Origin of the sequence: Aminobacter sp. BE322 (genome assembly GCF_050433525.1) — a bacterium.
Classification (GTDB): domain Bacteria; phylum Pseudomonadota; class Alphaproteobacteria; order Rhizobiales; family Rhizobiaceae; genus Aminobacter.
In genome coordinates this window covers 42503-56792 of sequence record NZ_JBNPXB010000012.1, presented here as the reverse complement: position 1 = coordinate 56792, position 14290 = coordinate 42503, and the positions used below count along the sequence as shown (strand labels likewise).

The 14290-nt window shown below is 63.7% G+C and carries 13 protein-coding genes; 4 read left to right on the top strand and 9 right to left on the bottom strand.

The window, feature by feature from the left end; all coding sequences use genetic code 11:
* Positions 1 to 15: 15 nt before the first annotated feature.
* The 3 genes from J2X50_RS16985 to J2X50_RS16975 all read left to right on the top strand — a co-directional run bounded on the left by J2X50_RS16985 (position 16) and on the right by J2X50_RS16975 (position 2300).
* Positions 16 to 1235, top strand: a protein-coding gene (locus J2X50_RS16985) for an IS3 family transposase (protein WP_306041191.1) whose coding sequence is annotated in 2 segments (ribosomal slippage) — positions 16 to 355 and positions 355 to 1235 — 1221 coding nt in all. Because the reading frame shifts where the segments join, the coding sequence is not laid out codon by codon here.
* A gap of 85 nt (positions 1236 to 1320) precedes the next feature.
* Positions 1321 to 1860 (top strand): hypothetical protein, encoded by a 540-nt coding sequence (locus tag J2X50_RS16980; RefSeq protein WP_306041189.1) that lies wholly within the window; start codon positions 1321 to 1323, stop codon positions 1858 to 1860.
* 20 nt (positions 1861 to 1880) lie between these two features.
* Complete coding sequence (locus tag J2X50_RS16975; RefSeq protein ID WP_306041188.1) at positions 1881 to 2300, top strand: hypothetical protein; 420 nt, start codon at positions 1881 to 1883, stop codon at positions 2298 to 2300.
* A gap of 53 nt (positions 2301 to 2353) precedes the next feature.
* Here the strand turns inward: J2X50_RS16975 and J2X50_RS16970 are convergent, their stop codons facing one another.
* The 8 genes from J2X50_RS16970 to J2X50_RS16935 form a co-directional block, all read right to left on the bottom strand.
* Complete coding sequence (locus J2X50_RS16970) at positions 2354 to 2599, bottom strand: hypothetical protein (RefSeq protein ID WP_306041186.1); 246 nt, start codon at positions 2597 to 2599, stop codon at positions 2354 to 2356.
* 186 nt (positions 2600 to 2785) lie between these two features.
* Complete coding sequence (locus J2X50_RS16965) at positions 2786 to 3370, bottom strand: hypothetical protein (protein WP_306041184.1); 585 nt, start codon at positions 3368 to 3370, stop codon at positions 2786 to 2788.
* A 511-nt stretch (positions 3371 to 3881) separates the two neighbouring features.
* Entirely contained in the window at positions 3882 to 4277 is a 396-nt protein-coding gene (locus J2X50_RS16960) for a hypothetical protein (RefSeq protein ID WP_306041182.1), read from the bottom strand.
* A gap of 298 nt (positions 4278 to 4575) precedes the next feature.
* Complete coding sequence (locus J2X50_RS16955; protein WP_429096698.1) at positions 4576 to 4800, bottom strand: hypothetical protein; 225 nt, start codon at positions 4798 to 4800, stop codon at positions 4576 to 4578.
* Positions 4791 to 5114 (bottom strand): hypothetical protein, encoded by a 324-nt coding sequence (locus J2X50_RS16950; RefSeq protein WP_306041178.1) that lies wholly within the window; start codon positions 5112 to 5114, stop codon positions 4791 to 4793. The genes J2X50_RS16955 and J2X50_RS16950 overlap by 10 nt, the downstream gene beginning before the upstream one ends.
* The gene (locus J2X50_RS16945) at positions 5111 to 5998 is read right to left on the bottom strand and encodes a DUF7007 domain-containing protein (RefSeq protein WP_306041176.1); all 888 of its coding nucleotides are present in this window, start codon (positions 5996 to 5998) and stop codon (positions 5111 to 5113) included. The genes J2X50_RS16950 and J2X50_RS16945 overlap by 4 nt, the downstream gene beginning before the upstream one ends.
* Positions 5995 to 6444: a hypothetical protein gene (locus tag J2X50_RS16940; protein WP_306041175.1), complete on the bottom strand. Its 450-nt coding sequence runs from the start codon at positions 6442 to 6444 to the stop codon at positions 5995 to 5997. Before J2X50_RS16940 ends, J2X50_RS16945 begins: the two co-directional genes overlap by 4 nt.
* Positions 6445 to 6532: 88 nt before the next feature.
* Complete coding sequence (locus J2X50_RS16935; protein ID WP_306041174.1) at positions 6533 to 8311, bottom strand: ParB N-terminal domain-containing protein; 1779 nt, start codon at positions 8309 to 8311, stop codon at positions 6533 to 6535.
* A gap of 365 nt (positions 8312 to 8676) precedes the next feature.
* Here J2X50_RS16935 and J2X50_RS16930 point away from each other — a divergent pair, with 365 nt between their 5' ends.
* The gene (locus tag J2X50_RS16930; RefSeq protein WP_306041172.1) at positions 8677 to 8883 is read left to right on the top strand and encodes a hypothetical protein; all 207 of its coding nucleotides are present in this window, start codon (positions 8677 to 8679) and stop codon (positions 8881 to 8883) included.
* Positions 8884 to 9112: 229 nt separating this feature from the next.
* Here J2X50_RS16930 and J2X50_RS16925 read toward each other — a convergent pair whose 3' ends face one another.
* Positions 9113 to 14233: an N-6 DNA methylase gene (locus J2X50_RS16925; protein ID WP_306041171.1), complete on the bottom strand. Its 5121-nt coding sequence runs from the start codon at positions 14231 to 14233 to the stop codon at positions 9113 to 9115.
* Between the last annotated feature and the right edge of the window lie 57 nt (positions 14234 to 14290).

Sequence of the window (14290 nt, the reverse complement as noted above, 5' to 3'; positions counted from 1 at the left end):
AGTAGTGTGCCCATTATGACCAGTCATATGCCTAAGATTGAAGTGCTGTCCGGCCCTGAGCGCCGCCGTCGCTGGTCGACAGCGGAGAAGCTTGCGATAGTCCAGGAGACCTACGAGCCTGACGTCACGGTCAGCATCGTTGCGCGACGGCATGGCATTCAGCCGAACCAGTTGTTCGCCTGGCGCAAACTTGCGGTGCAAGGTGCGCTGACGGCAACCGCATCGCAGGAAGAGGTGGTGCCGGCATCCGAATACAGGGCACTTCAGAACCAGGTGAAAGAGCTTCAGCGCCTCCTCGGCAAAAAGACGATGGAAGGCGAAATCCTCAAAGAAGCGCTTGAGATAGCATCAGGGTCAAAAAAACACCTGTTGCGCTCGCTCTCGTTGCCGAAGGACGGTTCGCGATGACGGCGGTTTGCGAGACCTTGGGTATCGCCCGATCCAACATCGCGCAACGTGTGAAGCAACGTCCTTCCAGAGCCAGAGGGCGGCCGCCGCTCGCCGATCAGGAACTGGTGGATGAGATCAAGACGATCATCGACGACATGCCGACCTACGGATATCGCCGGGTTCACGCGATCCTGCGCCGTAAAGCCCGCAACGAAGACCGACCATGGCCGAATGCCAAGCGCGTCTACCGGGTGATGAAGGTCCACGGCATGCTCCTTCAGCGCCACACCGGTGCGATCGACACGCGCCGCCATGACGGCCGTGTTGCTGTCGAGCAGTCGAACCTGCGTTGGTGTTCAGACGGCTTCGAAATCGGCTGTGACAACAAGGAAAAGGTGCGCGTTGCCTTCGCTCTCGATTGCTGTGATCGTGAGGCCATCGCCCATGTCGCAACAACCGCGGGCATCAAGAGCGAGGACGTCCAGGACCTTGTCATCACCGCTGTCGAGAACCGCTTTGGTCTCGTCAACACCCTTCCAAAGCCAATCGAATGGCTGACGGACAACGGCTCCTGTTTCATCGCAAAGGATACAAGGTCGCTGCTCATCGATATCGGCATGGAGCCGTGCTCGACGCCCGTTCGCAGCCCCCAGTCCAACGGAATGGCCGAAGCCTTTGTCAAAACCTTCAAGCGCGATTACGTCTCGGTGAACCCATTGCCGGACGCAATAACCGTTATCGCGCAACTGCCTTCATGGTTCGAACACTACAATGCCCTTCACCCACATAAGGCATTGGGGTATCGCTCGCCTCGTGAGTTCTTAAACCGTCAAACCGAAACCTGATCCTGTCCGGTTTTTAAGGGGCAACTCCACCGAGCGTATCCAGCATCTGTTGGAGCGACCGAAGCGCATTTCCGGAGTTTGAACATTGAAAGCCACGCAAAGTACGACGGCGACGGCAATCGCCGCCTTCATCCCTCCAACGCGACTCGCAGTTGCGGATAACGGCGATATCGTCGATCGCGAGTCCATGTTCATGCGTTTTGGCTGTAAGGCCCGAACCGTCGCGCTGGCATCGCTTGCGCAAGGCATGGCGCATCTCGGCCCCGGCGACGTTCCGGAGACTATCGTCTTCGCCATGACCCACGACGAAGATCCGACCGACCTGTTGAACCGCTACCGCGCAATGGTGCGACAAGACGAGCGCGCTCGGACCCTCGAAACCTTTGCGAATGACCATTGCGCGATCCGGCCGGGCGACGTTTTCTTCGCATTTTTCGGAGAGGCGCGCGAGGGAGAGATCAGCGACAGGCTCTATGAGCAGGTCATTTTGGAGAGGAAGGAGGCGCAGGTCGCGCTCATGAAGGTTGGCGAGGAGGTTCGCGCCATCGCGAACGCCGCGACTGACGAGCTTGTCAACGGCTTGTCCGCCGCCGGTATGGCGGCTGTATTCGACAACGGTCCATAGGGTGAAACGAGGTTAGCGGAATGCTGGAGATCGAGAACGACGGACAGGCGATCCTGTCCACCAACTATTGGTCATCGGACTTTGCGGCCCGCGGTCTTGCTTATCTCACCTGGAACGCTGGCGCTGCGCGCTTGCTCATTCCTGCAATCCGACGGGCATGGCTCAGGGACATGGAGGGTGCCGACAGCGTCATCATCTCGGTCGGTCCGTGGTCCGCTGCTCGCGGGAAAGAAGGGGTGGAACTGCTCTTCGAAGATCACAGCGACAGCCCCTTCGCTCTCCATCTGTCGCAGGAGCAGACCGACCGGCTGCTGCCTGCGAGCGAAGTGGGCAAGCTGTTCAAGGTGATCGTGCTCTGCGAACACGACGACGCACTGCATTTCCCGGGACTGTTCCGGCGCGTGCCGGCAATCCCATTCCTGAAACCCTGGAAGAAGTAACCTCCAAGGATCGTCGCTGCGGTTCAGTCGAAGGGCCTCCTCCGACTAAAGGATCAGACGTCGTGGTCGTTCCTGTGGCGGTAGTCCCAAACAATGTTCGCCACGAGAACCACAGCGGCCGCGCAGGAAAAGAAGAGATCGAATGGGTCTACCTTGATCCCGCTTTCCCGAATTGTCCCGCCGATCGGCTGGGTGTTGAACAGATCGTGCAGGACCACAAAACCGAAGAAAATGAGCAGGACGGCGGAGCTGCTCACCAGCCCCCAACTCCAATGATCGGTTAGCCTCTTGATGCCCATCACCAATCTCCTCGATATGTTATAAATCAATAAGCAATGACACGTCGCGTCGTTAGCAATCCCTTCGCGCGACAACAACGGCCAGAGCAAACCATCGCAAGAAGGCGACCTCTCGCCGGTTGCGGCTTCACCTTCCAGAGCGCGCAATGGAACAGAAGTGGCGGGGCCGAAGCCCCGCCTGATCGCTTAGCCGAGCGCGTCCATCTGCGCGGCGGCAGCCTTGCGGTCGAGCGTCTGGCCGGGATTTTCGACCGGACGATCGAAGGGCTTCCACGCTTCGCCGACGATGTTCTCGTAGGCAGCGATGACGCCCTCGGCTGCCATGCGGAGCGAGAACGCCTGGATGCCCATGTCGGCTGCGAATTCCCGCTTGCGCTGGGCGGAGCTGTCGTAGCCGACGATGCCGTCGCGATCGTCATCGCGCGAGTCGTTTGCCGCCTTGGCCGTCGCGTCGCGGGCTTCCGTCACGGCGCGGGAGTAGAACTGCCCCGCCCCGTGTGCCGATCCCACGAAAGCACCGACGATGCGCTGGAGGTGGATCTGCATCGCCCGCTCGGCAAGGCCTTCGGAGAGGCTGTCGGCGGCCTCGATGATGAGCCGCTCGTGCGTGTCGCGGATGCCGTCGCCGTCGACGACGGCGGTCCCGAAGCTTTCCGCGATCCGCATTGCCTGGGCGGCGTCCGGGCAAGTGAGGCGGACCATTTCGAGGGTCGCTCCCTTGCGGAGCTGGACGACGCGGGCGGGCTGACGAGTGGTTGCGGACTTGGCCATGTTCGATTTCCTTTTCGGTTTCCTCCGAAGGCTCGGACCGGCCCCTTGCCGGAGCGCCCTTCGGTGCGGTCGAGAAAAGCCGGCGGTAAGACGGGCGCTTTCACAGGTCCGGGGCGCCTGAAGGAGCGAGGCGGGCTTGCGGACAAGCGGGGTCGATGACCCTGCGCGGGACGCGGGATCGCCTTGCGAGGAGAGGGTGAACCGGCCGCAACGCGGCGCGAAGCGGCCTTGAAACGACCGGCCGCCGGATTACGGCCGTGCAGAACCGAAGGGTGCTTCGGCAAGGGGTTGGCTCGTTTCCGGAACCGAACGGAATTCGATGGCCGCAAACGCCTCTACCATGAAGCCGCCCGCGCCGATCATCGACGCGCGCGACCCTCCGGTCCGAACTCACCGAGTGCCTGCCGGTCCTGCTATCGTATCGCGACGCCGGGGCCACCGTCCTATCGTCAACGATGGCTGGAACGTCGTGCGCCTGATCGTCATCATCCCGACGGACTTGACAGACGGCTCATGGGGAGGTCGCAGCATCCCTGCCGATCGCATCGGCTTTCGCCAGGATCGCCACGGCACGGGGCAACCAGTTCCTGAAATCGTGCTCCGATATGCCCATCGGCTGCGCCGGCTCGCGCAGGAGTGCGACGAGCTCCTCGAACAGCTCGGCCTTTCGCTCGACTGCTTCACGAAACTCGTCGGGAACAGCCAACTCCGGGCCATCATAGACGGTCTTGCCTTGCCAGATGCCGCTGACATAGGTCTCGCCGGAGTCGTCGACAGATTCGCGTGCGTCTCCCCACCCTTCGTCGCCAAGCGCGAAAATGCACGCCTGCTCCATTGTCTCGGCGCTGTAGGGCCGCCGGCGATACACCGGCAGATGGTATGACGTCTCTATGATGAAGTCTGGCATCTTCGCCTCCTTGATTGCAGATGATGGTGTGGATCGACGGCGGCCTTGAGGGTCGCCGCCTATAGATCGAGAATAAGCTGCCCGGCCATCTTCGGCGCACGACCGGCAACAGGGCCAGGGCACTTTCGCAGGACGCCGCTCGCGAGCGCGGCATGCTCGCGGTCGACATGCAGCTCGGCGGCGCGATGTCCGGACGGCCGGCGACACCACGCCCCCGCGCGAGCGTTGCAAGTAGGGCAGGGGACGCGGGTGACGGGATGGTCCGGCCAGGTCTCGCCGCATCGATCACATGAGAAGATCATGACTGACCTCCACGGATCGGTGAGCGTGCCGCGACCTCGCGGATCGCGTCGCGCGCCTCGCGCACCGTGTCGAACCCCATGACGCCACAGTCGTCGTAGAAGAAATGGCCCGGAAGCAGGGTGACGATGATGCCGTTGCCGATCCCGCGTTCGTCATCCCAGTGCTCGACCAGCGGATGATCGGGACCGGGTTTGGGTTTGGACCTCCCCGTCATGACCATGACGCGGCCCCATGCCGTTCACGCAAATCGGAAATCGCCCGGTCTTGCCGCGCGAGCTTACGTGACAGCGCATCAATTTCCTGCTGCCGCTCGGCCGTGATCGCAGCGAGGTTTGCACGGTAGCGGGCGAGGAAGGTTGCGGGCTCCGGGGCCTTGCCGTGCCGATACGAATTGCGCCGCGGATGCAGTTGCGGGATGACAGCTGTCATCCGGCGGATGATCTGCCGATCGATGAGGTCGAGCTGATGCTGGGTCTGCCGGCGCGCCTCCTCCATTCGCAACAGGAGCGCGCGCCTTTCGGAAAGCGAGTTCATGATGCTTTCCTCCGCCATCCGATGAAGGACGATGGGCCGTCATAGGGGGCATGACGCCCCTCATCGATGACGAAGCCGAATGGACCGCGTCTGTCGTATTCGGGCTTTGGCACGAGAAACCGCCGCTCCATGACGGCGACGCCCCTTTGACCGCCAAGGTTGGCCACCACTTCCACCATTCCCGGATGGTGTCCGGAGGAGATCGCCGATGCGACAATCCAGGCGCCGGCATGCCGGCGCTCGAAATCGCGGCGGTCCCGGCCAACGGACTCGCCCGGTTGGAGCGGCCGTCCGTAGATCGCCTCCCATTCATCAGGCCATTTGTCCCTGATGATGCGATCGGCGAGCCTGCGCTCGTAGGTCGTGAAGAGGTCGGGGAAGGTGAGGGCGACGATCGCCCAGGCGTCATCTTCCTCGTACCATCCGGAGCCGATCCGAAGAGACGGAACGACGCTCTCGTTTCGCTCGGTGGAGAGGCGGAATCCTCCATGGCCGGCGGTCATGTGCGCGACGATGCCCTCGGCGTAGATCGTCGCGAGTTGCGACGCTCCCCATGGCGTGCTGCACACCATCCGGGTCTGAACGCGCTGAAGGGCGGACAGCTCCCGCTGATGTTCGGCCGTCTCCAGGACACGCGCCCGAAACGCCGCCTCATCGGCAAGGTCGCCGTCATGGCCATAAAAATCGGCGCGTTTCAGTTCGGAGAGAGGCCGAGCGACACGCCAGGCGCTGGCGAGGAACCAGCCGCCGTTGGCGCGTGGCAACATTGCCAGCAGAAGGTCGCCGAGCCGGGCGTCCGCAAATCCCTCGTTGCTTCGGCCAAACTCCACCCCCCGGATTTCGGGGGTGGGATTTGCCGAGTTGGGGCGATCGATCGCGTTCATGCCGCTGTCCTCCCTTCCACATGGTCGGCCGCCAGCTCGTCGGCAGTGACTTCGACCGTGAATGCACCGGAAAACGCGGTGTTCTCGGCAAGCCAGGCGCGCGCGGCGTCCCGGTCATGGGCGAGATGGAGCATCAGGGCGGCGGGGTCGTCCCTCTCGAAGATCCGAACCGATCCGATCATCGGGCGGGAGGCGATCCGGAAACGATAGGGAAGGCCAACCGAAAAGGTGCGAAGGTCATCCTCGCAGCGGAGCATGAAGAAGGGCGAGACGCCGGGGTGATCCGGCCCGTCCTCGCCGCACTTGCGGACGAGCAGGCCGGCGCCGTTGTTGCGCATCCAGTGATAGAGCGTAGCAACATGGTGTTCGGGGGGACGTGGGTTTCCGTCGGACCATTCGACGACGGAGCCGATGGGCGCGAGCGAGATGATCAGGTCCGCATTCATGGCATTCTCCTAGGATCGGGTGCTGAACAAAGATCCGCCGCCGGTCGACCCCGGCGGCGGATGTGGCGAACTGGAATGAAGGGGAGGCCTATTCGGCGGCGACCGAGTAGGCGGTGTCACCCTCGATGATGGTCTCATCGCCTTGGGCGTCGCCACCGGCTTCCGACTTGTCGCCGCCGGTGACCTCGGCTGGGGCATCACCGGTGATGGCGGCCGCGCCATCACGATCGCCATCACCTTCGGACGGACCGTCCTCCGGCTGTTCGTCATCCTTCACGGCCGCGTCTCGCGCCTTGAGGATGTCGGCAAGCTCGGCCGGTTCCGGCGCGAAGCGAGCGGCCGGGTGGACGAACAGCCCCTCCTTGTAGTGCTCGACGAGGTCGGCACGCGTCTCGCGGACACGCTGACGCGGACGAACCGAAACTGCGGCGCAGGACGCCTCGAGCGACGGGCGCGACAAGCATTCCAGGAATGCCTCGGTGGCCATGTTCGCGATGAATCCGTCCCCGCCGATCGTATCGCCGGCGATACGCGCGACCACGCCGCTGTTGGTGTGGCCGCGGCGGCACGACAGGATGTCGATGAGCGCCGAGCGAGCGGCGACGCGAAGCGTGTCCATGTCGAAGGAGAGCTTGCCGTCGGCATCGAGCAGCATCGCGGCATGCCGATTGAAGCGCCTGGTTCCGGTCATGTCGCCGGAGGAAGGCGAATGCACCGTGACATTGGTTCCGGCGAAGGCGAGGATGAGCAACGCCGTCAGCGTGTCGTCCTCGATAGGCGCACGGCCGAGCGCCTCGCGGAGCGCATCCGTGCGGAAGTCGCCGATGATCTTGAAACCATCTTGCGTCACGTCCGGCCGCGGCCTGGAGACGATAACCTCCTCGACTGCCCCGTCCTCGCCAGAGGTGGCGTTACCGGCCTTGCCCTTCGCCTTCTTCTTCTCGTCCGGCATCCGATAATGCACCGTCTGCACCTTGCCGGTGCGGTCGAGATACATGGCGGTGTGGTCCGACTTCTGCGGTTTGGTGTAAATCTGCTCCGCCTTCTTCGGAAGTTCCGGCTCGCCATAGGTGTTGACTTCGACAATCGCGCCGCGCTTCGGCAGATTGTTTGTCATCCACTCGTGCTGTGCGCCAAGGTAGGCCTCGACATTGGTGGTGTATCGGTTGTCCTCGTTGCCCTGCGCAAACAGGTCTTCGGCCCATTCGATACCGTAGGCCGCGGCGAGATCGTCACCGAAGCTGGCGTCGCGCGCGAACATGCGACGCTTATTGAGCGCGCTGGCGATGTACGGCCAATGCGCCCGCTCGCCCTTCTTCGGCCTGTTGGCCTTCCAGACCTCGCCCTGCTCCTCGATGCTCGCAGCGGCGATGAAGCGCAACTGCTGTTCGTTGGGCATATCGCCGAGCGTCATCTGATCGAGCATGGCGGGCAGGACATTGGCGAGCAGCCGCAGCTTGCGGACCTGGCGGACAGGCAGTGCCAGCGCCATGGCGATAGCTTCCTCGTTCCAACCTTCCGCGACAAGGCGCTCGATACCACGCCACTGGTCGACCGCGTTCAGGTCTTCGCGCGCGTAGTTCTCGACCATGCTGCTCATGGCACCGTTATCGTTGGCGGCTTCCTTGACCAGGACCTCGATTTCGGCAAGACCGGCGGCAATGGCACCGTCCCTGCGGCGGTGGCCGTTCTCGATCATGAGACCGTTTCCACCGTCCGGCCCGGCAAAGACGATCGGAGGCTGGATAATACCGACCGCCTTGATGGTCGCGGTCATCAGAGCGTCGGCCTGGGGCGAGGACTTCGTGCGACGGGCCGTGTTCGGGTTGTCCAACAGAGCGCGCGGATCGACCTTCATGATTTGCATGGGATGTTCCTTTCCGGGGTACGGACGCGGCCCTGTTGCCGGTCCTTCTCGTGTCTTCTTTTTTCCGAAGACACCTCCCGGACCGCGGGGCGGCCGGACCGACGCAACTGCGGGCGAGCGTCCCTGCGGCGACGGACTAGCGGGGCCGACGGCCCTGCGAAGGCCGAGTTGCCGGGATGCGCAGGCGGCGGTTGAGCGACAGCGGCGGCGGGAGGACCGATCTGCGATCGGGTTTCCTCCCCCCTTTTTTCCCCTTTCTTCCCTCTTCCGCTGACCATGTTCTCGCCCGGATTGGCAGCAAGCATCGCAGCCGGACGAATTGAGCCGAGGGAGGGAACGTGCGGACAATTACGGGAATGACGATAATGGCGCTCGCGATGGCGGCACCTGCCTGGGCATCGGACGGCGCGGCACAGCCGCCAGCGGGCGTCGATCCGGAGGTGATCGCCTGCCAGAAAGTGACAGCGGCCGAAATGGAGCAGTTCATCGGATCGCCGGCGACGATCCGCACGAACGGGATCGGATACGACGCAACTGTCGAGATCGCGCGGCGAGCCGCGGCTCGTATGTGACCGGCCGGAACATGGGCAAAAAAATGGGCCTACGAAACCGCGGCCCATTGAAGTGTGGAGATCAAAACCTCCAGAGGGGAACAGCTGATGCGGCGGTACTGGGAGGAGAAAGACCGCCATGTGCATCAACTGCGAGCATAATGCCCGTTTCCTGACCAGTTGGAAAACATTTATTGTGCAACGCAGCTATGCGGCCGCTGCGTTGCTTCCATTATGATAGCCGCCGACTTCATGCCGCTTGCGGGATCGGCTCGGCGGTGGCGCGGGCTTCGGCAGCCAATGCTTCTTCCACCTCCTCCAGTTCCCGACGCTTGGCGGCAAGCTCGTCGGCAAAGGCGAAGGTTCCGGTCTCATGCGCGCGGTAGGAGGCGAGCCGCCGCTTGGCGTCTTCGAGATGCTGGCGCTGGCGATAACGCTCGCCTTCGAAATCATCGAGCGCATGTTCGAGACGGGAGATCGCGCCGAGCGGCGTCACCGTGACGGGCAGGTCGATCTCGTAATCGGCGCCCGTGCGTTGCAGGACCGTACGATAGTGGTAGCGATCCTTGCCAAAGCGCTCACCGTCATACACGACGTCGAAGCCGCCGATCGACCCGATCTGCGCCTCGCCCTCCTGTTGCAACTGGACCAGCGTGAGGATCTCCTTCATCACCGCGCGCCCGGCATCCTTGCGCTCATCATGCTGTTCGCCGAGGACGGTCATCGTGAAGGCCTCGCCGGCGGTGGGCACGAGCCGCGCGATGTCCTTGCCGATCTCGTCGATCCGGCGCGACGCGACTTCGATATCACGCTCGGCTTCCCGCAGCCGCCGGCGAACCGAGAAGAGGTCGTCGTCATGGGCGGCGCGCAGGCGCTCGAGGCGAGCGATATCGGCCTCCAGGCCCGCCTTCTTCATCAGGCGCTCGTCGCCGGAAGCAATGGCCTTGGCCATGGCAAACTGGTTGGCCTGGCCCTCACCGAGATCTTCGAGGCGTCGAATCGAGGTATCGCCGGACAGTGCGGCGGCAATGAAGCGTGCCTTGCGCTCGTTGTTCTGCCACATCGAGGCGTCGAGCGATCCCTGAGTGGCATAGGCGAAGATATCGACGATATCATGCTGGTTTCCCTGCCGGACGATGCGGCCTTCGCGCTGTTCGATCTGCGACGGCAACCACGGCACATCGAGATGGTGGAGCGCCTTGAGCCGGAGCTGGGCATTGACCCCGGTGCCCATCGTGTCGGAGGAGCCGATCAGGAAGCGCACCCGGCCCGCACGAACGTCCCCGAACAGGCGTTGCTTCGCCTCGGACTTTTTAAAGTCCTGCATATAGGCAATCTCGCCTGCGGGAACGCCGAGCCGGATCAGTTCGTCGCGGATCCATCGATAGGCGGAGAAGCCGCGCGTCTTCTCGACGTTGATCGTCCCGAGATCGGAAAAGATCATCTGCGCGGCGCCCGGCAAGTCGTACTGCTTGCCGTCCGGGCGCAGGAACACTTGGTCCGCCGTCTCCTGCCAGATGCGGAAGGCGTTCTGGACGAGGAGATTGAGCTTGTTGTCCGGCTCGTTGTCATTGGCCGGCATGACCAGCCGCAGGTCGATCGCCGCATGACGGCCATCGGTGATGACCGAGAGGAGGATGTCGTCGCCGGGCTGCGCCGGCCCCTCACGCATCTCGATCTGTTTGATGCGGCCGTCAAGGATCTGCTGGTACATCTTGAATGCCGAGGTCGGCTTGGCGGTGACGATCTGCCGCCCGCCGGTGGAGATTGCCGGCACCCGGACATATTCGCGAAGGTCGGCGGGCATCACCACGTCCGCGAACGAGCGGAACATCGAAATCAACTCCGGGACGTTCACGAAGCTGGCAAAGCGACTGACCGGCTTGTATTTGCCGGATGGCTGGATCTCCAGTTCGGTGACCGTCTCGCCAAAGCAGGAGGCCCAGGCATCAAATTCATGCAGGCCGCGTTCGTGGAGAGCGTCGTGGCCGAGCAAGCGCTGGACGGAAAACATCTCGCCGAGCGTGTTGGTGATCGGCGTGCCGGAGGCGAGCACGAGCGCGCGTCCGGGATTCTTCTTTTCGAGGAAGCGGGATTTTACGAACAAATCCCAGGCGCGTTGCGAGCCGTTCGGATCGATCCCCTTCAGCGTCGACATGTTGGTGGCGAAGGAGAGCTTGCGGAATTCCTGCGCCTCGTCGACGACAATCTGGTCGACGCCGATTTCCGAGATGGTCAGGAGATCGTCCTTGCGGGTGGAAAGCGCCAGCAGCCGCTCTTCGAGTCCCTCCTTCAGCCGTTCCAGCCGCTTGCGCGACACGCGGTCCTCGGGCTCCACCCTGGTCAGCAGATCCTCGAACAGCTGCAGTTCGTCCTGGATCATCTGTTGCTCGAAGGCCGAGGGCACGCCGATAAATTTGAAGGCGGAGTGCGTGATGATGATCGCATCCCAGGTGGCGGTGGCCGCCCGGCTGAGGAAACGCGCGCGCTTGTCCTTGGTGAAGTTGGTCTCGTCGGCGACAAGGATGCGGGCGTTGGGATAGAGGGCGAGGAACTCGCGCGCGGCCTGCGCCAGGCAATGGCCGGGAACGACGAGCATCGCCTTGGCGATCAGGCCGAGCCGCCGCTGTTCCATGATCGCCGCGGCCATGGTCATCGTCTTGCCGGCGCCGACGGCGTGGGCGAGATAGGTCGCACCATCAGCGATAATGCGCCAGATGCCGCGCTTCTGGTGAGCGTAAAGCGTGAACGCCGCGGAGGCGCCCGGCAGTTGGAGATGCGAGCCGTCGAACTTGCGCGGCGCGAGGTTGTTGAAGCGCTCGTTGTAGACGCCGGCCAGCCGGTCGGTGCGGTCCGCGTCGATCCAGACCCAGCGCTCGAACTCGCTCTTGATCTTCTGCAGCTTCTCGCGCGCAGCTTCGGTATCGACGACGTTCAGGACGCGCCGTTCGCCGCCGACCTCCTTGATGGTGTCGAAGATCTGCGGCACCCGGCTATTGAGGGCGTCGGACAACAACTCGCCAGCATGCCGGCGGCTGGTTCCCCATTCCGATGTGCCCGCAGCGCGGTAGGCAAGCTGCCGGGCCTCGACCGTCCACGAGCCGAGTTCCGGCATATGGTGGATCTTGATGTCCGCATCCATCTTCGCCTTGACGAAGGCGACGACATCGGCGGCTGGAATCCACGGTGCGCCAAGACGCGCGGTGATGTCGGAGGGACGGAGAGGGGTCGGCTGCACTGCCTGCAGCGCGCGCACGTTCCGCTCGAAGATCGGATCGAGCGCCGCGGCCGCCTCGGCGGCGGCGAGCTTGGTGCGGACCGGGCCGGAGAGATAGGCGTCGGCCGTCTGCCACGATCCATCAGCAGGGTCCTGGAAGACGATGTCACCGAGCTGGTCGACAACCTTGTCGCCGTCGCAATGCAGAAGCTCGGCGATATGGTCGAGGTCGACGCGGCCGCGCTCGTTGAGCACGACGGCAAGGGCGTCGCCGGCATTGGTCACGACAGGCGGGGCAGGGGGCGCGATGACCCGTTGCGAGAAGATCGGACCGGGCTTGGCCGTGTCTGTGTCGAGATCGTAGTCCTCGATAGAGGCGACAAGCCAGCAATCGGGATCGTCGCGGAATGGCTGGAGGTTCGGTTGCCGGTGCGTTTCGCGGGTCTCGCCGGATTCTGCATCCTCGGTGATGCTGACGGTCGTGTGGTTGATCGGTCCGAAGTCTCGGACGAAGGTCGACCAGGCGATGCGCAGCTGGACCTGAAGATCGCGCCACGGCCGGTCAGCCTCCTGCGCCTTCAGCACTTCGCGCACCGCATCGCGGACCGGGATCAGCTTCTGGATGATCCGGACGTGCTTTTCGGAGAGACCGTCACCGGTGCGGCCCTTCCGGACCTTGATCGCCACGGGCTGCCCGTCTACGATCTGCATCAGGCCCTGCCTGTTGTCGACGAAGTAGCTGCCTTCGCGCACATTGGCGTTGCCGGGCCGCAGGTCGACGATCTCGGCCAGCTCCTCCTCAAGGTCGAGATCGATCTCGGTGGGCTCGCCGTCGTAGAGGTTTTCCGGAAGAAGGCTGACAGCGGCATTCAGCAGGTCGGCGAGATCCTCGTCCGCCCGCGCCCGGCAGGTATAGGTTTCGCCGAACGGACCGGAGGTCAGCGCGTGTTCGCCGAGAACGAAGCCCGGATTGTTCGCGAACCAGCGGTTCACGCGGATGGTGCCCTCGTCTTCGGTGGCCGGGCGGACCTCCTCAAGATCGAGCCAGGACGTGTCGCCCTGCGCCTCGGCGATCTTGCGCTTGCGGAAAAACAGGACGTCGACGACGGTGTCCGTGCCGGCATCGCGGCGGAAGCTGCCCTCGGGCAGGCGGATGGCCGCGACAAGGTTGGCCGATTTGGCGATATGTTCGCGCGCCGTCGCATCGGCCTTGTCCATCGTGCCGCTGCTGGTGACGAAGGCGGCGAGGCCTCCGGGTTTCAGAAGGTCGATCGCGCGGGCGATGAAGTAGTCGTGCAGCCGCAAGCCAAGGGGGCGATAGTGATGGTCTGAGCGAACGGTCCGGTCGGAGAACGGCGGATTGCCGATGGCGAGGTCATAGACGACGCCGAGATCGGTACGCGCAAAATCGCCATTGACGATGCGTGCCTTCGGCTGCAGCAGGCGCACGATGCGCGCCGTGACCGGATCGAGTTCGATGCCGGTGACATGGCTGGTGGAGCGATAGGCCTGCGGCATCAGCGCGGGGAACAGCCCCGTGCCGATGCCCGGCTCCAGCACGCGCCCGCCGCGCCAGCCGAGGCGCTGAAGCCCGGCCCAGATCACCTTGACGATGAATTCGGGGGTGTAATGCGCATATTGGGTGCAGCGGGCGAGCGAGGCATAGTCGGCCTCGTTGACCGCCGCCTCCAGCAGACCGCCAAGATCGGTCCAGCCGTCGCGAAACTCGATCTCGCCCGGCCGGCGGAACATGCCATTGGCAAGCTCCGATGCGCCGAAGCCGGTGAAGCGGATCAATCTCTGCTGCTCCTCCCGCATCGCCGGCCGGTCCTGCTTCTCGATCTCACCGGCGATCAGGATGGCGGTGACGTTCGCCTTGGCCCGTTCCTTCCAGCCCGCGGCAAGTCCACGGCCTTCTTCGTCGAGATAGAAGTTGCTGCGCGCGCCCTGTTTGCGCGGTTCGGGCTTGCGTGCTGCGGCGATCGGCAAAGCCGGGGCAGGGGCGGGCGGCGTCGGTTCGGGATCGTCGTCGTTGGCGGCGAAGGGATCGTGGCCACTGAAGGCGGAGGTGCCGAGGCCAAGCCCCAGGCCAAGACCGGACGTGAGCGCGGTATTGCCGAACATGTCGAGCGTGAAAGGATCGTTGTTGCTCATCGAGATCTCCTTGTGAGCGGTCGCGCGCAGTCGTCCCGCGGGGACAAGGTTCCGGCG

Coding starts and splice junctions, on each gene's coding strand:
- J2X50_RS16955 (WP_429096698.1), bottom strand. CDS start 4,800: ATGGTCATGACGGGGAGGTCCAAACCCAAACCCGGTCCCGATCATCCG.
- J2X50_RS16950 (WP_306041178.1), bottom strand. CDS start 5,114: ATGAACTCGCTTTCCGAAAGGCGCGCGCTCCTGTTGCGAATGGAGGAG.
- J2X50_RS16930 (WP_306041172.1), top strand. CDS start 8,677: ATGGCGCTCGCGATGGCGGCACCTGCCTGGGCATCGGACGGCGCGGCA.
- J2X50_RS16965 (WP_306041184.1), bottom strand. CDS start 3,370: ATGGCCAAGTCCGCAACCACTCGTCAGCCCGCCCGCGTCGTCCAGCTC.
- J2X50_RS16940 (WP_306041175.1), bottom strand. CDS start 6,444: ATGAATGCGGACCTGATCATCTCGCTCGCGCCCATCGGCTCCGTCGTC.
- J2X50_RS16970 (WP_306041186.1), bottom strand. CDS start 2,599: ATGGGCATCAAGAGGCTAACCGATCATTGGAGTTGGGGGCTGGTGAGC.
- J2X50_RS16925 (WP_306041171.1), bottom strand. CDS start 14,233: ATGAGCAACAACGATCCTTTCACGCTCGACATGTTCGGCAATACCGCG.
- J2X50_RS16975 (WP_306041188.1), top strand. CDS start 1,881: ATGCTGGAGATCGAGAACGACGGACAGGCGATCCTGTCCACCAACTAT.
- J2X50_RS16960 (WP_306041182.1), bottom strand. CDS start 4,277: ATGCCAGACTTCATCATAGAGACGTCATACCATCTGCCGGTGTATCGC.
- J2X50_RS16945 (WP_306041176.1), bottom strand. CDS start 5,998: ATGAACGCGATCGATCGCCCCAACTCGGCAAATCCCACCCCCGAAATC.
- J2X50_RS16935 (WP_306041174.1), bottom strand. CDS start 8,311: ATGCAAATCATGAAGGTCGATCCGCGCGCTCTGTTGGACAACCCGAAC.